The organism is Nocardia neocaledoniensis, from assembly GCF_029868625.1.
GTDB lineage: Bacteria > Actinomycetota > Actinomycetes > Mycobacteriales > Mycobacteriaceae > Nocardia > Nocardia neocaledoniensis_A.
Genome location: NZ_JARWOJ010000320.1, coordinates 1 through 18431, shown reverse-complemented (window position 1 = coordinate 18431; position 18431 = coordinate 1). Strand labels below are relative to the sequence as shown.

Genomic DNA, 18431 nt, shown 5'->3' with positions numbered 1-18431 from the left:
GTGTACTTGATTCATGCCAAACAACACTTCTCACCAGCAGCTTTCCCTCATCACCGGCGCGACCGGCAAGACCGGGAGCCGGGTCGTCGCCCTGCTGGAGGCGGCGGGTCATCCGGTCCGGCTCGGCTCGCGCACGGCCCCTGTCCCGTTCGACTGGACCGACCGGAGCACGTGGGCGCCCGCACTGACCGACGTCGACTCCGTCTACCTCGCCTTCCAACCGGATCTGGCCGTTCCCGGCGCACCCGATGTGATCCGGGCGTTCACCGCGGCCGCCGTGGCCGCCGGAGTGCGCTCGGTGGTGCTGCTGTCGGGCCGCGGCGAGCCCGAAGCGCTGGAATGCGAACAGATCGTGCGGGATTCGGGACTGACCTGGACCATCGTGCGCTGCAGCTTCTTCGCGCAGAACTTCAGCGAGGGCGCGTTCGTCGACGATGTCCTGGCCGGCGCGGTCGCCCTGCCCAATGGTGGGGTGCCCGAACCGTTCGTGCACGCCGACGACATCGCCGAGGTGGCCGCCGCCGCGCTCACCGACCCGCGCCACGGCGGCCAGCTCTACGAACTCACCGGCCCGCGCGCGCTCACCTTCGCCGACGCGGTCGGCGAGATCGCCGCCGCCACCGGTCGCGAGATCGCGTTCATCCCGGTGTCCCGGGCGGAATTCGTTGCGGCGCTGGGCGAATACCAGGTGCCACAGGACGTGATCAGTCTGCTCGACTACCTCTTCGGCACCATCCTCGACGGCCGCAACTCCGCCACCGCCGACGGCGTGCAGCGCGCACTCGGCCGCGAGCCGCGCGATTTCACCGAGTACGCGAAGGAGACCGCCGCCACCGGCGCCTGGACTCCCCGGGCGTGACGTCGGCCGAACCGGACTTCCCGGGTGGACGCCCACGCGGGAAGTCCGTGCGGCGGCGCGTCGGCGATCTCGATCGGGTCGCGATGCCGGGCGCGGTCGGTGTCGGCCCGGGTACCGTCGAATCGGTGACCCCAGCGACGATCGATCGCGAACTCCGGTTGGCCAGGGCCGCGGTGTTCGGCGCGTTCACCCTCAACGGGTTCCTCCTGGCCATGTGGGTGGTCCACATTCCCGCCATCACCGACCGGACCGGGGTATCAGCGTCGCTGCTCGGAATGTTCGTGCTTCTCCTCGCGGGCGCCGCGATCATCGGGATGCGCGCGGCGGGTGCCCCCGCCCCACGGCGGGGGGGCCCCGCGCCGGGGGGCCGGGGCGGCCCCCCGGGGGCGCCGGCCCCCCCCCCGGGGGCCCCCCCTCCCTGGGGCGGGCGGGGGGGGGGCCGGGCCCCCCCGGGGGGCGCCCCCGCCACGCTGGTCGCGGTGGCAGCCACCGGGGTTTCGGTGACCGTCATCGGCCCCGGCCTGGCCACCGGCCCGGTCGCCCTCGGTATCGCCCTCGCGTGCTTCGGGCTCGGCAACGGCGCGCTCGACGTCTCGATGAATACCCAGGCCGTGCATGTCGAACGGGCCTACCGGCGACCGATCATGTCGGCCTTCCACGCCATGTTCTCCGGCGGCGGCTTCGCGGGAGCGCTGGTCGGCGCCGCCACCCAGCGTGCGGGGTGGTCGCCGCAGCTCACCCTGACCTGCGCGGGGGTCGCGGGGCTCGTCGTCACCGCCCTGCTCGTTCCGCACCTGGTCCCTCATCATCGTCACGCGGAATCCTCCCGCGCGGAGGCACCGGACGACCTTGCCCCGCATGAGGATTCACCGCCGGAACGCCCCGCCGCGCAGAACGGGGGCGACAGCATCGCCACAACCCGATCACCCGCGACCGAGGCAGGGCACGAACACCGCGGCGGTATCACCGACCGGAGTCGAAAAGTGCTGTCGCTCGGGGTGATCGCGTTCGTGCTCCTGCTCGCCGAGGGGGTCGCCGGAGACTGGAGCGCGCTACAGGCCCGCGAGCATCTCGGGGTGTCCGAGGGCGACGCGGCGCTGGCGTTCGGGGCGTTCTCGGCGACCATGACGCTGGGCCGGTTCGTGGCCGATCGGGTGAGCGGGGCGATCGGGCCGGTCGCGATCCTGCGCTACGGCAGTTTGCTCGCGGCGGCCGGACTGGCGGTGGTGATCGCCTCGTCGTGGCTGCCGCTGACCCTGCTCGGCTGGGCCATGTGCGGGCTCGGGCTGGCCGGCGGTGTGCCCCAGATCTTCACGGCCGCGGGCAATCTCGGCGGCAGCACGGCCGCGACCGACATGTCGCGCGTGTTCACCATCGGCTATCTCGGCCTGCTCGCCGGTCCGGCGCTGATCGGCTGGTTGACCGCGCTCATCCCGCTCACCGCCGCGCTGGCCGTCCCCCTGGTCCTCACGCTGGCCAGCGCCGCGGCCGCACCCATCGTCGCCCGGCGGCCCTGACCGAGGATCACAGGTACATCCCGCCACCCGAGGCTTCGGGAGTGACCGACTGGATGAGGATCTCGCCGTCGCGGCGGGCGACGAGCTGGGCGAGGGTGGCGCCGTCGGCCGGAACCGGATCACCTGCGGGGCAGTCATTTCTGGACAGCCAATCCTGCGCCTCGACAGCCGACAACCGGCCGACCTCGAGCTGGGCCAGGCAGCGCCCGGGACGGACGACGGCTGGGTGCAGGCGGGACAGGTCCTCGTTGGTGGTCACCGCGATCAGTACCTTGCGACCCTGGCCGAGCATGCCGTCGGTGAGATTGAGCAGGCGCGAGAGTTTCTGTCCTGCCGCCTCTTTCGCCTCACCCCTGATCAGTTCGTCGCAGTCCTCCAGCACCAGCAGCCGCCAGCGGCTGTTGTCGTCGCCGTCGGCGCCCGCCGCCACCTCCATGAGATAGCCGGGATTGCTGAACAGTTCTTCGGGATCGACGACGCAGTCGACCTGGCACCACGACGCCCACGCCCTGGCCAGCGCCCGCAGCGCGGTCGTCTTGCCGGTGCCGGGCTCGCCGTGCAGCAGCACCAGCCTGCCCCTGATGTCGGCGACCCGCAGCGCCATGAGCTGATCCATGCTCGACGACACCGCCGCCGAGTAGTTGCCCCTGATCTCGGACCAGGCGGGCGCGACGATCTGGCGGCGCCTGCGCAGCGGCCTGCGCACATCCATGTGCCAGAAGCCCATCTCCACGGTGGCGTCGGCGCCGGGCGGCTGTGCGGCATCGGCGGTCGCCGCGGCCAGCACCTCGACGGCGAGTTCGTCGCTGACGGCGGTCACCTCGACGGTGGCCGAACCGCCCGCCCAGCGCACGGCCCGCAGCGACCACCCGTCGCCCGCGGCGAGCAAGGCGCTGCTGTCGTCGTCGGCCACCGAGCGGACGATCCGCGATCCCTCGGGACGCAGCGGGGCCTCGGCGCGTACCCGGTCGAGGTGGGCCTGGCGGGCGAAGGACTGGTCGCCGCGCAGGAACGGCGCGAGCGCGAGCGCGTCGATCGCGTCGCGGGTGGAATAGGTGGAGTCGATCGCCGCCGACCACGGAAACGGCTCATCCCGGTCCTGCGGCAGAAGCGGCGGGTCGACGAGCCTGAGCTGTTCATTGCGTGTGGACACCGCGCCCATACTCGCCGCACCAGCCGCGGAATGTCCAGCGACTTCTCGCCCGGTGACCCGGGAAAACCTGTGGAAACCTGTCGGTGCCCGTCGGTAACGTCCACGAGGTGACCGCCACCCAGCCCGAACCGACCACCACCGAACCGACCGGAAAGGCCGGGCTCAGGGAGTGGATCGGACTGGCGGTGCTCGCACTGCCCACGCTGCTGATCTCGATGGACATGAGCGTCCTCTACCTGGCCATCCCGCATCTGAGCGAGGCCCTGCACCCGAGCAGTTCGCAGCTGCTGTGGATCCTCGACATCTACGGCTTCCTGGTGGCGGGCTTCCTCATCACCATGGGCACCGTCGGCGACCGGATCGGCAGGCGCAAACTCCTGATGATCGGCGCCCTCGCCTTCGGCGTCGCGTCCGTGGTCGCCGCCTACTCGACCAGCGCGGCCACGCTCATCGGCACCCGCGCCCTGCTCGGCATCGCGGGCGCGACGCTGATGCCGTCGACGCTGGCGTTGATCCGCAACATGTTCCACGACGACCGCCAGCGCACCACGGCGATCAGCGTGTGGATGACCAGCTTCATGGTCGGCATGGTGGTCGGCCCGCTGGTCGGTGGCGCCATGCTCGAGAACTTCTGGTGGGGGTCGGTGTTCCTGGTCGCGGTGCCGTCGATGGTGCTGCTGCTGGTGGCGGGCCCGATCCTGCTCCCCGAATACAAGGACCCGAATCCCGGCAAGCTCGATGTGCTCAGCGCGCTGCTCTCGCTGGTGTCGGTGATGGCCGTCATCTACGGCATCAAGGAGCTGGCCAAGGACGGGTGGGCGCTCGATGCCGTCGCCGTGCTGGTGGGCGGCCTGGTGCTGGGCGCGGTGTTCGTGCTGCGCCAGCAGCGCCTCACCGATCCGCTCATCGACCTGCGCCTGTTCGGCAACGTGCGGTTCAGCGGGTCACTCGTCGCGCTGATGGTCGCCATGCTGGCGATGGGCGGGCTCTTCCTGCTGCTCTCGCAGTATCTGCAACTGGTGCTCGGGCTTTCGGCGTTCGAGGCCGGCCTGTGGACGGTGCCCCAGGCGCTGGCCATGGTGGTCGCCGCCGGTGTGGTGAGCGCGCTCGCGCCGCGGATCCGGCCCGCCTACCTGATGACCGGCGGCCTGGTGATCGCGATGGCCGGGTACGCGATCTTCACCCAGCTCTCCGGTGCCGACGATCTCGCGCTCATCGTCACCGGCATGGTGGTGTTCTCGCTCGGGTTGAGCCCGATGTTCGTGCTGGGGCTCGACCTGATCGTCGGCGCCGTCGACCCGGACCGGGCCGGCGCCGCGTCCGCGATCTCCGAGACCGGGCAGGAACTCTCGGCGGCGCTGGGTGTCGCGGTGATCGGCAGCATCGGCACCGCGGTCTATCGCGGACAGATGGCCGAGCGGCTCCCCGAGGGGCTGCCCGCCGAGCTCGCGCACGCCGCCGAGGACACCCTCGCCGGGGCCCTGCAGGTCGCGGCGGCGCTGCCCGAAGCGCTCGGCGCCGAACTCAGCACCGTCGCGCGGCAGGCCTATACCCATGCGCTCCACGTGAATTCACTGGTCGGCATCGGGCTCACCGCCGTCGCGGCCGGGCTGGTGATGGTGCTCCTGCGGCATATCCCGGCGCCGAACGCGGCGTCCACCGATTCCGACGAGGCCTGACGACCACGGCCCCGACGCGAGCGCGTCCGCTCCATCGGGGCCGTATACGTCACGTGATCAGCCGAGGCTGAACGGCTGGCCCCACAGGCGAAGCTCGGAACGACCGGTCTTGGTGGTCACCTCGACCGCGACGAAGGAACGCGCCTGGGCGTAGCCCGCGCAACCGTCGAGCGCGAGGGTGGAATCAGTCCAGGTCACCGAGCCGTCCTGACCCTTGAACTTGATCGCGGGGACCGAGCTCTGCTCGCCGTAGGCATCGGCGCCCTCGATCTCGAGCAGCCAGAAGGTCGCGGCCTGGCCTGGACCGAGGCTCAGGTTGCCGCCGGAGGTCACCCCGCCGCTGCCCTTGCCCGAGTTGTTGACCGCGCCGCTGGCACCGCCCTTGAACCCGCCGCCGCTGATGTCGACCTGGCAGCCGACGACATAGCCGGGGTAGAGCTTGGCGCCCGCGTGCTCGCCGTGCACCTGCACTTCGGCCCGGCCGGAGGCCCAGACATTGCGGTGCAGCGGGGTCGCGCCCATCGACGGGCTGATGGTGACCGATTCGTCGGTCAGCCGGATGGTCACCGCGGTGCCGTCGGGCAGCGTCTCGGTAATCTGGCCGCCGGGCAGCGGAATGAACGTGTCGGCGTTGGCCGCGCCGGTGGCGGACAAGCCGAGCGCGACGGTCGCGGCGACGGCGGCACAGGCCAGCCGGGCGCTCGCCTTCGAGAAAATGGTCATCGAGAGATTCCTAATCGTCGAGCGGCGAGTCAGCCGATGCTGAAGGGGGCACCGTAGAGGGTGGTCTTGGAGTAGTTGTCACCGATGATCTCGACGACGGTGTACGACCGGGCCTGCGCGTAACCGCCGCACCCCTGGATCTGCAGCTCGACGTCCTTGTAGCTGACGTAATAGTTGCCCGCCTCGACGATGTCGAAGCCTTCCACGCCGACGAATTTCACGTCGCCCGGCCCCAGCTGCACGCCGATGGACCCGCCGCCACTGACGCCGCTGGTCGAGACGCCACCGGACAGACCGGCCGACACCGCGCTGTCGGAGATGGCCACCTGGCAGCCGACGACGTAGCCGGTGCTGATCCGCGAGGCGCCGTGCGTCGAGGAGTTGTTGGTGCCCGGCGCGTTGTTGCCGCCGATGAACGGCTTCGGTTCGCCCTTAGGGGTTTCCGTGACGTCGGCGTACACGGTTCCACTCACCCATGCCACCCGGCCCGCGCCGTTGGCGGCCATCGACGGCGAGATCAGCGCGCTCTCCCCCACGCGCTTGATCGTCACACCGGGGCCGGCCTTCTCACCGTCGGGTAGCGGAACGAAGGTGTCCGCGTTCGCCGGTCCGCCGGCGACGGCGAGGGTGGCCGCGGCCAACGCCGTGGCGGCAAGGATTTTTCGCATCGTGGAAGTCCTCATCACTGTTATGACCGGTTTGTACCGATCTTGAACAGTCTGGAACATTAAGTCAGGCCAGGCTCACCTATCAAGACTTTGCTTAAACTAACTGAATACAGCGAAATCCCACCCGGTGCGAGACGGGTGGGATTTCACTTCTCCTCGAGTTGTCCCCTCGACGAGGTTTCTGATGCGGCCTACTTGGCAGGCTGCGGGTTGTTCGGCATCGGCGAGTTGATGGTGGTGAAGTACTGCACCGCGGCCATGATCGCGACGGGGGCGGTGATCAGGATCTGACCCGCGACGGTGCCGAGCGCGCCGATCGCCATGATGCCCGCGATGCAGCCGACACCGGCAGCCGGAATGAACGGACCGAACATGCCGACGATGGTCGCCGCGGCGATGGTCGCGCCGGCCAGGCCGCCGAGCACACAACCGACGGCCGCGCCGCCGATGCCGCCGACCAGGGTGGCGATGCTGGCGCCCAGCGAGATGGTGCCGGTCATGCGGCTCCAGGCGGCCTGCTCACGGTCGTACTCGCTCTTCCACGGCGCCTTGTCCTCGTAGGGCAGCGCGACCGGCTTGTACGTGGCCTTGGTGATATCGAACTGCGGGGTCAGCGTCGCGGTGCGGCCGGAGATCTCCGCGGCGATCGGGAAGACGAATTCGTCCACACGGAAGGACAATTCGGATCCGGCGACAGTGGTACCGTCGGCAGCCTTGATCTTGAACACGCCGTCCTCGACGACCATCGAGCCCGCGTCGGTGCCGATGATGGTGGAGGTCTCGGTGGTGGTCGCGGTGTAGTTGATCGCGGCCGGTTCCGCGGCGGGCGCGGCGTGGGCGGTACCGGCGATGACGCCGAGCGCGACGCTGACGGACGAGGCCAGCAGGGCGAGCTTGGTGATTTTCACGGGGGGTGTGCCTTTCGTGTTCCTCGTGGTGAAACTGCGCGGCGCCGAGGCTTGCGAACCGAACGAACCAGGACCATAGCTAGGTAAGCCTCACCTATCAAGACGTTCCTTAGGCTAACCTCTGACCTGTCCGACGTTCGTTGCGAGAGAGAACCCTGATGAGAAGTCCGCGCTGGAGCGGCTGGTTGCTGGCGGTCGCCTTGCTGATCGCGGCCTGTTTGCTCAGCCTGCTTGTCGGCACGAAGTCGATTCCGTTCGCCGATGTCTGGCAGGCGCTGACCGGTCCGGAAATCTCGCCCGACCAGGTGACCGTCGCCGAATACCGGCTGCCCCGAACGATCCTCGGACTGCTCGCCGGACTCGCCCTCGGCGTCGCCGGCTGCCTGATGCAGGGCCTGACGCGCAATCCGCTGGCCGATCCCGGGTTGCTGGGGGTGAACGCGGGCGCCGCCTTCGCCATCGCGATCGCGGTGGGGTTGCTGGGCGTGAGCGAGATCACGTCCTACGTCTGGTTCGGGTTCGTCGGCGCCGCGCTCGTGTCGATGGTCGTCTACCAGCTCGGTACCGCGGGCCACTCGGGCACCGACCCGATCCGGCTGACCCTGGCCGGTGTGGCGGCCACCGCGGTACTCGTCGGCCTCACCAGGGGCCTGATCCTGGTGGACCCCAAGGCGTTCGACGAGATGCGGCGCTGGGACGCCGGGTCGCTCACCGGCCGCGGGTTCGACGTCATCGCGGGCGCCGCGCCGTTCATCGTGGTCGGGCTGCTGATCGCCGCGGTCTGCGCGCGCTCGCTCAACGCCGTCGCCCTCGGCGACGATCTGGCCCGCTCGCTCGGCGTGCACGTCACCAGGACCAGGCTCCTCACCGCGCTCGCGCTGGTGCTGCTGTGTGGCACGGCGACCGCGGCCGTCGGGCCCATCTCCTTCGTCGGCCTGGCGGTCCCGCACATCGCCCGCTGGCTGGTCGGCCCCGATCAGCGCTGGATCTTCGCGTATTCGCTGGTGCTGGCGCCGCTGCTGGTGCTCACCGCGGATGTGTTGGGCCGCATCATCATCCGTCCCGACGAGGTGCCCGCGGGCCTGGTCACCGCGTTCCTCGGTGCGCCCATGCTGATCTGGCTGGCCCGCCGCTCGCGAGTGGGAGCAGCCGCATGAGTACGAAGATCGATTTCGGCCGCAACATGCTCATCGTGCGGCCGCCGCGGGTGCCCTTCACCGCCAGGATCGGCGTGCGCACGCTGGTGGTGTGCGCGATCCTGCTGGCGATCGCCGTCGCCACCGCCGTGCTCGCGCTGGGCAGCGGCGACTTCCAGATCGCGCCCGCGCGCGTGCTGCGCGCGCTGTTCGTCGGCGACGAACGGTTCGACCGGCTCGTGGTGTGGGACTGGCGATTGCCGCGCATCCTGCTGGCGCTGGCGCTGGGCGCCGCGCTCGGTGTGAGCGGCGCGATCCTGCAGTCGGTGACCAGGAATCCGCTGGGCAGTCCCGACATCATCGGCTTCAGCACCGGCGCCTACACCGGCGCGCTGCTGGTGATCCTGACCCTCGGCGGCGGACAGTTCCAGACCGCGGCGGGCGCGATGATCGGCGGACTCGGCGCGGCACTGGTGATCCACCTGCTCGCCTTCCGGCACAACGTCACCGGGTTCCGGCTGATCATCGTCGGCATCGGCGTGAGCGCGATGCTCGCCTCGATCAACACCTGGCTGATCATGCGCGCCGACCTGGACGCGGCGATGTCGGCGGCGGCCTGGGGCGCCGGTTCGCTCAACGGCCTGTCCTGGCCGCAGGTGGCACCGACCGTCGGCATCCTGGCGGTGCTGGCGCTGGCGCTGATCCCGGCCGCGCCCCGCTTGCAGATCCTCGAACTCGGTGACGACACCGCCCGCGCCCTCGGGCTCGACGCGGGCAAGGCGACCGGCTGGCTGATCGCGCTCAGCGTCGCGTTCACCTCGCTGGCCACCGCGGTGGCCGGGCCGATCGCGTTCGTCGCGCTCGCCGCACCGCACCTGGCGCGCAAGCTCACCCGCACCCCATCGATCGCGCTGCTGCCTGCCGCGGTGATGGGCGCGACCCTGCTGGTCACCTGCGACTGGATCGCCCAGCACGCGTTCGCGCCGACCACCATCCCGGTCGGCATCGTCACCGGGTCCATCGGTGGTCTGTACCTGGCGTATCTGCTCGTCGCCGAGGCGCGACGGAAATAGGGAAAGCGACATGAACGACACTCACGCCGCGCGGTTGCGCGCCGACCAGGTCCGGCTCGGGTACAAGGGCCGCACGATCAGTGATCAACTCTCCGTGGACATTCCGGACGGGAAGTTCACCGTGATCATCGGCCCGAACGCCTGCGGCAAGTCCACGCTGCTGCGCGCGCTGGCCCGGCTGCTCCCCCCGGATTCCGGGACGGTGCTGCTCGACGGCAAACCCGTGACCGACTATCCGGCCAAGGAATTGGCCCGCCAGATCGGCCTGCTGCCGCAGACCTCGACGGCGCCGGACGGTATCCGGGTGGCGGATCTCGTCGCCCGCGGCCGCTATCCGCATCAGACGCTGCTGCGGCAGTGGTCGCGCGCCGACGAGGAGGCGGTGGCGGAGGCCATGGCGGCCACCGGGGTCGCCGAGTTGTCGGCGCGGCCGGTCGAGGAACTCTCGGGTGGTCAGCGCCAGCGCGTGTGGATCTCGATGGTGCTCGCCCAGCAGACGCCCATCATCCTGCTCGACGAGCCGACCACCTATCTCGACATCGCCTACCAGATCCAGCTGCTGGACCTGTGCCGCTCGCTCAATCGCGATTCCGGACGCACGGTCGTCGCGGTCCTGCACGACCTCAACCACGCGTTCCGCTACGCCGATCACCTGATCGCCATGCGAGACGGACGAATCGTCGCCACCGGCGAGCCCGCCGAGATCGTCACCGCGGACCTGGTCCACGAGGTGTTCTCGCTGCGCTGCCGGATCATCGACGACCCGGAAACCGGTACGCCACTGGTGATTCCGCTGGCGGAGAACGCCGCTCCGGTGCACTGAAGAAATGAGGAAAACCCCGTCCATGTTCACCAACCGCTCCTCGGGCCGTCTCCGCGCCGCCCTCGCCCTGCTGGTTCTCGCGCTGGTCGCGGTGCTCACCGGCTGTGGCAGCTCGTCCTCCGACACCGCCGACGCCGGTCCCCGTGAGGTGCCCTCGGCGAAGGGCCCGATCAAGGTGCCCGCCGATCCGCAGCGCGTCGTCGTGCTCAACGGCAATCTCGCCGGTTACCTCTACGACCTCGAGGCGAAGGTCGTCGCCGCCGACCCACGGCTGCTCGGCGTCCCCAACAAGCCGGGCGAGTTCCCGACCGGCTGGGCCGAGGACGCGAAGGCACAGGGCACGCAAGCCGTGCCGTCCGGCGACAACATCAACCTCGAGTTCATCGCCGCGCAGCGCCCCGATCTGATCATCGGTGGCGGCCAGGGCTACCCGGGCCAGCAGTCGGTCAACGCCTACGACCAGCTCAGCGCGATCGCCCCGACCGTGCTGATGCCGACCGAGACCACCAACTGGCAGGACCAGCTGCGATTCATCGCCGAAACGGTGAACAAGCCGGCCAATGTCGACACCCTGATCGCGAACTACCAGGCCAAGCTCACCGAGGCCAAGGGCAAGATCAAGCCGCCCGGGGGCGCGACCGTGGTGTTCCAGTCGATCAAGAGCCAGAAGCCGACCGTCTTCGTGCCGACCGCCGCCCTGCCGGCCCTGCTCGCCGAGGTCGGGTTCACGCTGGACACGCAGGTGGAGGCCAAGGCCGGTAACCCCGCCAAGGAGCAGAGCGCCGACTTCATCAGCTTCAGCCCGGAGCTGATCAACACGGTGATCGACGCCCCGGTGATGTTCACCATCCCGCTCAGCGGCGGCCGTTCGCTCGACGAACTGCGCGCCGACCCGCTCTACGCCTCGCTGCCCTCCTTCCAGCAGAACAAGGTCTTCGAACTGCCGGCGACCAGCTCGCGCCCCGACTACCGCACCGTGATGACCACCCTCGATCTGCTCGTGGAGCGCTTCAAGTGACCTCGGGGCTGCTCATCGATATCAGCCCGCTGCGGGCCTCGCGCGCCTTCCGGTGCGCGTTCGCGGCGCGGCTGGTGTCGGTGCTCGGCATCGGGCTGCTCATGGTGGCCCTGCCGCTGCAGGTCTATGAGCTGACCGGATCGAGCGTGCAGGTCGCCGGGGTCGCCACCACGACCGCGGCGGCGCTGTTCTTCGGCAGTCTCGCCGGTGGCGTGGTCGCCGACCGGTACGACCGCCGCACGGTGATCCAGTGGTCGCGCAGCGCGGCCGGTCTCGGGTTCCTGCTGCTCGGCGTGAACGCGATCCTGCCCGATCCGGTGCTGCCCGCGATCTACCTCGCCGCCGTCATCGACGGCCTGGCGGGCGGGGTCAGCGGTTCGGCGCTGATGGCCATGGTGCCGGTGCTGGTCGGTCGCGAGAAGGTGGCGGCCGCGGGCGCGCTGGTCTCGTTGACCACCGACCTCGGCACGATGGTCACCCCGGCGATCGCCGGGCTGCTCGTCGCGAAAACCGGTGTGGCCACGGCCTATTTCCTGTGTGCCCTCGCCACCACCGCGACCGTCGGGCTCATCACCGCGATCGGGCCGTCGCCACCACCACAGCGCGACCTGCAGAACCCGTTGCGCGAGTTGGCTTCCGGGATCTCCTTCGCCCTGCGCCACGAATCCATCCGGCTGATCCTGGCGACCGGCCTGATCGGGATGCTCGTCAGCGGACCGCTGGTGCTGCTGCCCGCCTTCGCCGATGTCGAACTGAACGCCGGACCTGGCACGCTCGGCCTGCTCTACGCGGCGCCCGGCGCGGGCGCGGTGCTCGGCACGCTCACCAGCGGCTGGATGGGTCGCGTGAATACCGGACGGGCCCTGTTGATCTCGCTCGCGCTGATGCCGATCGGCGTGATCGCCGCCGGACTCTGGTCGCACGCGGCCCTGGTGTTCCTCGGGCTGGCCGGGTTCGGCCTGGCCAGGGCGGTGAACATGGTGCTGCGCTACGCCATGCTGCAGCAGGCCGCGCCCGATCACATGCGTGGGCGCATGTCGGGGCTGCTGATGGTGCAGTCGGTCACCGGTACCGCGGTCGGTTCCATGGTGGCCGGTGTCGTCGGCCAGACCTTCGCTCCCGGACGCGCGCTCGTGCTCTACGGCGTCGCCGTCCTCGTACTCACCGGCCTGATGGCGCTCGTCGCCGGGCCGCTGCACAGAAAGGAAAACGGTGAAGGATCGCAGTGACTACGCCGCGAACATCGCCGAGGTGCTCGCCGGGGACCACTACGCCAAGGTCCCGTACCCGATCGGCCTGCAGGAAGTGGAGGTGCTGCGGGTCGTTCCCGTCGGCGCCGCGCTGCTGCGGATCACCTTCGGCGGCCCCGATATCGCGAAGTTCCACAGCTACGTGCCCGATGAGCATGTGCGCCTGATCTTCCCCGGTGAGGACGGCGCGCTCCGGCTGCCCAAGCTCGAGGGCACGATGCTCGAGTGGGGCAACCCACGTCCGATCTCACGCGAGTACACCGTGCGCAGGCACAGTGTCGCCGACGGCGAACTCGACGTCGATTTCGTCATCCATCCCGGCGGTCTCGCCTCCGACTGGGCCGCCTCGGTCACCCCGGGCACCAAGGTGCACATCGCGGGCCCGCCCGGCGGCGTCGTCATCCCGGAGACCTACGACGACTACCTGCTCGCCGGTGACATCACCGCGCTGCCCGCGATCGCCCGCTGGCTCGAGCGCATGCCGCGCGACACCACCGGTTGGGCGTTCATCGAGGTGGCCGGGCCCGCCGAGGAGATCCCGCTCGACCCGCCCGCCGGCGTCAGCGTGCGCTGGCTGCACCGCGGCGACCTGGAGCCGGGCACCAGCGACGTGCTCGAGCAGGCCGTACGCACGGTGGAAGTGCCTGCCGGACACCGCGTCTTCGCGTGGGTGGCCGGTGAGGCCGGGTGTCTGCGCGGGGTACGCAAGATCGTCCGCAACGACCTGGGCATCGGTCCCAAGGACTCACTCATCGCCGGGTACTGGAAGCGCGGCGTCGCCGACTTCGATCGAGAGGAATGACCATGACCGACGAACAGGTGATCGCCGACGTGGCGACAGCGCTGGGGGTCGAGGCGACCGAACTGGACGCCGAGACCGATCTGCTCGACGCCGGACTCGATTCGGTGCGGATCATGTCGCTGGTGGAGAAATGGCGGGGGGCTGGACATGCGGACATCGACTTTCCCACGCTCGCGGGCGATCCCGTCCTCGGTTCCTGGATCGAGTTGCTGGCCTGAGCCGCGGGGTGGCGTGCCGGGCACGCCACCCCGGCCGGGGTCAGTTGCCGTGCGCGCCCTCGGCGAGCAACTGGCGCAGCTCCTTTCGGCTGGTCTTGCCGACACCGGTCTCGGGGAACTCGTCGACCACGACGACCGCGTCGGGCATCTTCCACGCCGCCACGCCACGGCCCCTGACGAACTTGCGCACCGTGGTCAAGGTGGGCCGCCGCGCGGAATCGACGGGTTGCACGAACGCGCAGATACGCTGGCCGAGAACGGGATCGGGGGTACCGACGATCACCGCGTCGCGCACGTCGGGGTGTTCGAGCAGGTGGGCCTCGAGCTCCTCGGCCGACACCTTCTCCCCGCCGCGGTTCACCCAGTCACCGGCTCGGCCCGCGACCACCAGGTTGCCGTCCGGACGCACCGAGACGATGTCACCGGTGCGGTACCAGCCCTCGGCGGTGAAGCTGCGGGCATCGGCCTCGGGGTTGTCGTAGTAGCCGCGAATCGTGTACGGGCCCTGGGTGATCAGATTGCCCTGGGCACCCGGCGCCACCTCGGCGCCGTTGTCGTCGACCACCGCGATCTGATCGAACTCCGACATCGGCCGTCCCTGGGTGCTCACGACCACGTCGATCGGATCGTCGAGCCGGGTGTAGCAGACCAGGCCCTCGGCCATCCCGAACACCTGCTGCAGGGTGACACCGAGCGCGGGTCCGATCCGGCGGGCCAGTTCGTCCTGGCAGCGCGCGCCACCCACCTGGAGCACGCGCAGGCTGGACAGATCGGCGGTCTCCCCCGCTTCGGCCCGCTCGGTCCACAGTCGCGCCAGCGGCGGCACCAGACCCGTGATGGTGACGCCGAATCGCTCGATCAGCGGGAAGGCCGTCGCGGGCGTGGGATCGGGGGTCATCGCCACCGCGCCACCGGCCCACAGCGCGCCGAGGATGCCCGGCGAACTCATCGGGAAGTTGTGCGCGACCGGCAGCGTCGCGAGATAGACGGTGTCGCCGTCGAGTTCGCAGATCTCGGCGCTGCGGCGCACGCTGTAGAGGTAGTCGTCGTGGGTGCGGGCGATGAGTTTCGGGATGCCCGTGCTGCCGCCCGACAGCTGCAGGAACGCGACGTCGGCGGCGTCGGGCCCCGGCAGATCCGTCGGCTCGTCCCGGAATTCGGCGAGGTCACGGGCACCTTCGGGCGCGCTCTGTCCCTCGTCGAGCACGAGCAGGACGTGGCGCAGGCCCGGCACCTCGGCGCGTACCGACTCCGCCAGCGCGGCGTAGTCGAAGCGCTGGTGGGTCCCGCTGGTGATCATCGCGGTCGCCGCGGCGGCCTCGGCGATCGGGACCAGTTCGGCGGCGCGATGCGCGGGCAGGCAGAACACCGGCAGCGCACCGAGTTCGAACAGCGCGAAGATCACCTCGACGAATTCGGCGCGATTGGGCAGCTGCACCAGCACCCGCTCGCCGCGCGCGATCCCGAGGCGGGCCAGGCCGGTGGCGAGGGCCCGCGCCCGGTGGTGCAGTTCGGCATAGGTCCAGCGGTGCGCGGTGTCGAGGACCGCGATCCGATCCGGTGTGGCGGCGGCGCGCGCGGCGAGCATGTCGCCGAATGTCTCACCGACCCAGAGCTTCTCGTCTCGATAGCGTTGGGCCAGGTCAGCGGGCCACGGGGTGAAGCCGGGGAGTACGGGTTCGGTCAAGTCGAGCACCTCTTTCCAGCGGGCATTCCGGTGTTGCGGCCGGAGGTTATGAGGGAAGCTAACCATCCGACGATATATTCAGGTTAGGCTAACCTCATGTCTAAGGGTGATTCCAGTGGGCGGATCGTCGTCGTCACCGGCGCGGCCGGGGGTATCGGCGCCGCCATCGCCGCGCGATTCGCGGCGCGGGATCGGGTGGTCTCGCTGTGGGACCTCGATCCGGCCGTGCACGAGACCGCCGCGTCCCTCGATGATGCCATCGAACGCGACCACGCCGGAAGTGCCGGTGCGGCAACGGCATCCACGCAGCGCGCCACGGTGCACGGCGTCACCGTCGACATCACCGACCCCGACGCGGTCAACGCCGCCTACGATCGGCTCACCGCCGAGCACGGCACCGTCGAGGTGCTGGCGCACGCGGCGGGCGTCATGGTCGACGGGACCCCGCTCGCCCTCGACCCCGCGCGCTGGTCGCACTGCCTCGCCGTGAACGCCACCGGCACCATGCTGGTCACCCAGCGCGCCGCCACCGACATGGCCGCCGCCGGACGCGGCGCGATCGTCGTGGTCTCCTCCAACGCCGCGGCCACGCCCCGGATCGGCATGGCCGCCTATGGCGCCGCCAAGGCCGCCGCCACCGCGTTCACCAAATCCCTCGCCCTGCAGGTGGCTCCGCTGGGTGTGCGCGTGAATCTGGTCTCCCCCGGTTCCACCGACACGGCCATGCTGCGCGACATGTTCGGCGGCGACCCGCTCGACGCGGCCGCCGAGACCGCGCTGCTGGACGGCGATCCCGCCGCCTACCGGCTCGGCATCCCGTTGCGCCGCATCGCCGCTCCCGCCGACATCGCCTCGGCCGTCGACTTCCTGGCGTCCGACGGCGCCCGCCACATCACCATGCACGACCTGCGGGTCGACGGTGGCGCAACGCTAGATATGTGACCGAAAGGGTGATCACCATCAGTACCGACAGTTCAGACCCCGCTTTCGTGCTGTCCCGTCCACGGCGGACCGTGTCCGCGTCCGCGGGCGGGACGATCTTCCGCTCGGCGCACGACGCGGTGACCGCGCTGCGCAGCGGCCGGATCAGCCACATCGTCGGCGCGCTGCCCTTCACCCCCGGCGCACCGACGGCGCTGTGGGCGCCGGACTCGGTGACCGTCACCGATTCGCCGCACCTGCCCCGGCCGCAGGTCCCGGTACCCGCCTTCGAACTCGACGAGGCGGTGCCCGCGCCGGAGGAACACCAGCGCCGCGTCGCCGCGGCGGTCGAGCTCCTCGCCGACCCCGCGCATCCGGTCCGGAAAGTGGTGCTGGCCAGGGCGCTTCGCGCGGTGTCGGCGACACCGGTACGCGCGCTCGACATCCTGGACCTGATGGTCGATTCCGATCCGCTGTCGAACGGCTTCCTGGTCGACCTGTCCGCCGCCGGTGGGCGCTACACCGGCCGCCACCTGGTCGGCTCCAGCCCGGAGATCCTGGTGCGCCGCACCGGCACCGAGGTGCTGAGTCATCCGCTGGCCGGCTCGGCCCGCCGGGTCCTCGACGATCCCGGCGCCGATCGAAACGCCGCCGATGCCCTGCTCACCTCGGCCAAGGACCACGCCGAACACCGCTACGTCGTCGACCAGGTCGCCGCCGTGCTCAGTGACCGGTGTGCCGACGTCGTCACGCCCGCACCGGAACTCACCTCGACACCGGCGATGTGGCACCTGGGCACGCCCCTCACGGCGACGGTCCCGCTCGCCGGTCCGTCCGCGCTGGAGCTGGCCGTCGCCCTGCATCCCACCCCGGCGGTCTGCGGCACGCCCACCGGAGCCGCGGCGCGCCTGATCGCCGAGCTCGAAGGCGAGCGCGGCTTCTACGCGGGCGCGGTGGGCTGGTGCGACGCCGACGGCAACGGCGAGTGGATGGTGAGCATCCGCTGCGCCGAACTGTCCGCGGACGGCACCGCCCTGCTCGCGCACGCGGGCGGCGGGATCGTCGCCGCGTCCGATCCGGCCGCCGAATTGGCCGAGACCACCGGCAAATTCCAGCGCATCCTCGGTCCGCTCGGTATCGCGGATCTGCCCGTCACCGTCGGCTGAGGCCGGCTTCCCCCGAACGAGAGATCGTCATGCCTATCCCCCCGATCGCGCCCTATCCGATGCCGGGCGCCGACGAGTTCACCCCCGCGCAGGTCGACTGGGTCGCCGAGCCAGGGCGTTGCGCGCTGCTCATCCACGACATGCAGCAGTACTTCCTCGACGCCTACGACCTGCACCGCGATCCGGCCCGCACCCTGATCGCGAACATCGCCCGGCTCCGCGATCGCTGCCACGAGCTGGACATCCCGGTGATCTACACGATGCAGCCCGGCAACCAGCACCCGTCCCGGCGCGGCATCCTGGCCGACTTCTGGGGCAGCGGGATGGCCGAGGGCGCCGACACCGAGGTGATCAACGCCCTCGCGCCCGAGCCGCAGGACATCCAGGTCACCAAGTGGCGGTACTCGGCGTTCCAGCGCACCGACCTGCGCGAGCTGCTCGGCTACTACCAGCGCGATCAGCTGTTGGTCACCGGCGTCTACACGCACATGGGCTGCATGCTCAGCGCCGCCGAGGCGTTCATGGGCGACGTGCGCCCGTTCCTCGTCCACGACGCGACCGCGGACTTCAGCCGCGACGAGCACGTGATGGCGCTGAACTATGTCGCGCGGCGCTGCGGTGCCGTCACCGGCACCGACGAGCTGCTGCGCCAGCTCGATCCGGCCCGTATCCAAGCCGACGCCTGATACGCGGTCCGCGTCACCGGCGGTTTAGGTGACGCGGGCCACAATCCGCGACACGAACAAAACTTAGGCTAACCAACCTCCGCCGGGGGGGGGCCCCCCCCCCGCCGGGGCCCGGCCCCCCCGGGGGGGCGGGGGGTGTTGGGT

Annotated in this window: 18 protein-coding genes; 13 read left to right on the top strand and 5 right to left on the bottom strand. The window is 70.4% G+C overall.

Going from position 1 to position 18431, the window contains the following annotated elements:
• Positions 1-13: 13 nt before the first annotated feature.
• Both QH270_RS24110 and QH270_RS24105 read left to right on the top strand, forming a co-directional pair.
• Complete coding sequence (locus QH270_RS24110) at positions 14-859, top strand: NAD(P)H-binding protein (protein WP_280346364.1); 846 nt, start codon at positions 14-16, stop codon at positions 857-859.
• Between the two features lie 212 nt (positions 860-1071).
• A complete protein-coding gene (locus QH270_RS24105; RefSeq protein ID WP_432420419.1) occupies positions 1072-2376 on the top strand; it encodes an MFS transporter in 1305 nt (434 codons plus the stop codon).
• A 7-nt stretch (positions 2377-2383) separates the two neighbouring features.
• Here the strand turns inward: QH270_RS24105 and QH270_RS24100 are convergent, their stop codons facing one another.
• Positions 2384-3538, bottom strand: a complete 1155-nt coding sequence (locus QH270_RS24100) for a DUF5925 domain-containing protein (protein WP_280346363.1) — start codon at positions 3536-3538, stop codon at positions 2384-2386.
• 98 nt (positions 3539-3636) lie between these two features.
• On the opposite strand from QH270_RS24100, the gene QH270_RS24095 reads away from it, so the two are divergent.
• A complete protein-coding gene (locus tag QH270_RS24095; protein WP_280346362.1) occupies positions 3637-5208 on the top strand; it encodes an MFS transporter in 1572 nt (523 codons plus the stop codon).
• Positions 5209-5265: 57 nt separating this feature from the next.
• Here QH270_RS24095 and QH270_RS24090 read toward each other — a convergent pair whose 3' ends face one another.
• The 3 genes from QH270_RS24090 to QH270_RS24080 all read right to left on the bottom strand — a co-directional run bounded on the left by QH270_RS24090 (position 5266) and on the right by QH270_RS24080 (position 7507).
• Positions 5266-5931, bottom strand: a complete 666-nt coding sequence (locus QH270_RS24090) for an MspA family porin (protein ID WP_280346361.1) — start codon at positions 5929-5931, stop codon at positions 5266-5268.
• Positions 5932-5960: 29 nt separating this feature from the next.
• Complete coding sequence (locus tag QH270_RS24085; RefSeq protein ID WP_280346360.1) at positions 5961-6599, bottom strand: MspA family porin; 639 nt, start codon at positions 6597-6599, stop codon at positions 5961-5963.
• Between the two features lie 191 nt (positions 6600-6790).
• Positions 6791-7507: a hypothetical protein gene (locus tag QH270_RS24080; RefSeq protein ID WP_280307220.1), complete on the bottom strand. Its 717-nt coding sequence runs from the start codon at positions 7505-7507 to the stop codon at positions 6791-6793.
• A gap of 158 nt (positions 7508-7665) precedes the next feature.
• On the opposite strand from QH270_RS24080, the gene QH270_RS24075 reads away from it, so the two are divergent.
• The 7 genes from QH270_RS24075 to QH270_RS24045 are packed head-to-tail and all read left to right on the top strand — an operon-like array spanning position 7666 to position 13827.
• Complete coding sequence (locus QH270_RS24075) at positions 7666-8664, top strand: iron chelate uptake ABC transporter family permease subunit (protein ID WP_280346359.1); 999 nt, start codon at positions 7666-7668, stop codon at positions 8662-8664.
• A complete protein-coding gene (locus QH270_RS24070; RefSeq protein ID WP_280346358.1) occupies positions 8661-9716 on the top strand; it encodes a FecCD family ABC transporter permease in 1056 nt (351 codons plus the stop codon). The genes QH270_RS24075 and QH270_RS24070 overlap by 4 nt, the downstream gene beginning before the upstream one ends.
• Positions 9717-9726: 10 nt before the next feature.
• Positions 9727-10539, top strand: coding sequence for an ABC transporter ATP-binding protein (locus tag QH270_RS24065; RefSeq protein ID WP_280346357.1), 813 nt, complete (start codon positions 9727-9729; stop codon positions 10537-10539).
• Between the two features lie 4 nt (positions 10540-10543).
• A complete protein-coding gene (locus QH270_RS24060; RefSeq protein WP_280346356.1) occupies positions 10544-11557 on the top strand; it encodes an ABC transporter substrate-binding protein in 1014 nt (337 codons plus the stop codon).
• Entirely contained in the window at positions 11554-12786 is a 1233-nt protein-coding gene (entS, locus tag QH270_RS24055; RefSeq protein WP_280346355.1) for an enterobactin transporter EntS, read from the top strand. Before QH270_RS24060 ends, entS begins: the two co-directional genes overlap by 4 nt.
• Complete coding sequence (locus tag QH270_RS24050) at positions 12770-13609, top strand: siderophore-interacting protein (protein WP_280346354.1); 840 nt, start codon at positions 12770-12772, stop codon at positions 13607-13609. The genes entS and QH270_RS24050 overlap by 17 nt, the downstream gene beginning before the upstream one ends.
• A gap of 2 nt (positions 13610-13611) precedes the next feature.
• Positions 13612-13827, top strand: coding sequence for a phosphopantetheine-binding protein (locus tag QH270_RS24045; RefSeq protein ID WP_280346353.1), 216 nt, complete (start codon positions 13612-13614; stop codon positions 13825-13827).
• 40 nt (positions 13828-13867) lie between these two features.
• On the opposite strand, the gene QH270_RS24040 is transcribed toward QH270_RS24045, so the two are convergent.
• Entirely contained in the window at positions 13868-15523 is a 1656-nt protein-coding gene (locus QH270_RS24040; RefSeq protein WP_280346352.1) for a (2,3-dihydroxybenzoyl)adenylate synthase, read from the bottom strand.
• Positions 15524-15610: 87 nt separating this feature from the next.
• Between QH270_RS24040 and QH270_RS24035 the strand changes: the two genes are divergently transcribed.
• From QH270_RS24035 to QH270_RS24025, 3 genes are read left to right on the top strand one after another with little or no spacing between them, the layout of a single operon-like run.
• Positions 15611-16456, top strand: a complete 846-nt coding sequence (locus QH270_RS24035; protein WP_280346351.1) for an SDR family oxidoreductase — start codon at positions 15611-15613, stop codon at positions 16454-16456.
• Entirely contained in the window at positions 16453-17601 is a 1149-nt protein-coding gene (locus QH270_RS24030; RefSeq protein ID WP_280346350.1) for an isochorismate synthase, read from the top strand. The genes QH270_RS24035 and QH270_RS24030 overlap by 4 nt, the downstream gene beginning before the upstream one ends.
• A gap of 29 nt (positions 17602-17630) precedes the next feature.
• Positions 17631-18287 (top strand): isochorismatase family protein, encoded by a 657-nt coding sequence (locus QH270_RS24025; protein ID WP_280346349.1) that lies wholly within the window; start codon positions 17631-17633, stop codon positions 18285-18287.
• The last annotated feature ends 144 nt before the right edge of the window (positions 18288-18431 follow it).

Coding starts and splice junctions, on each gene's coding strand:
- QH270_RS24110 (WP_280346364.1), top strand. CDS start 14: ATGCCAAACAACACTTCTCACCAGCAGCTTTCCCTCATCACCGGCGCG.
- QH270_RS24105 (WP_432420419.1), top strand. CDS start 1,072: ATGTGGGTGGTCCACATTCCCGCCATCACCGACCGGACCGGGGTATCA.
- QH270_RS24100 (WP_280346363.1), bottom strand. CDS start 3,538: ATGGGCGCGGTGTCCACACGCAATGAACAGCTCAGGCTCGTCGACCCG.
- QH270_RS24090 (WP_280346361.1), bottom strand. CDS start 5,931: ATGACCATTTTCTCGAAGGCGAGCGCCCGGCTGGCCTGTGCCGCCGTC.
- QH270_RS24085 (WP_280346360.1), bottom strand. CDS start 6,599: ATGCGAAAAATCCTTGCCGCCACGGCGTTGGCCGCGGCCACCCTCGCC.
- QH270_RS24075 (WP_280346359.1), top strand. CDS start 7,666: ATGAGAAGTCCGCGCTGGAGCGGCTGGTTGCTGGCGGTCGCCTTGCTG.
- QH270_RS24070 (WP_280346358.1), top strand. CDS start 8,661: ATGAGTACGAAGATCGATTTCGGCCGCAACATGCTCATCGTGCGGCCG.
- QH270_RS24065 (WP_280346357.1), top strand. CDS start 9,727: ATGAACGACACTCACGCCGCGCGGTTGCGCGCCGACCAGGTCCGGCTC.
- QH270_RS24060 (WP_280346356.1), top strand. CDS start 10,544: ATGAGGAAAACCCCGTCCATGTTCACCAACCGCTCCTCGGGCCGTCTC.
- QH270_RS24045 (WP_280346353.1), top strand. CDS start 13,612: ATGACCGACGAACAGGTGATCGCCGACGTGGCGACAGCGCTGGGGGTC.
- QH270_RS24035 (WP_280346351.1), top strand. CDS start 15,611: ATGTCTAAGGGTGATTCCAGTGGGCGGATCGTCGTCGTCACCGGCGCG.
- QH270_RS24025 (WP_280346349.1), top strand. CDS start 17,631: ATGCCTATCCCCCCGATCGCGCCCTATCCGATGCCGGGCGCCGACGAG.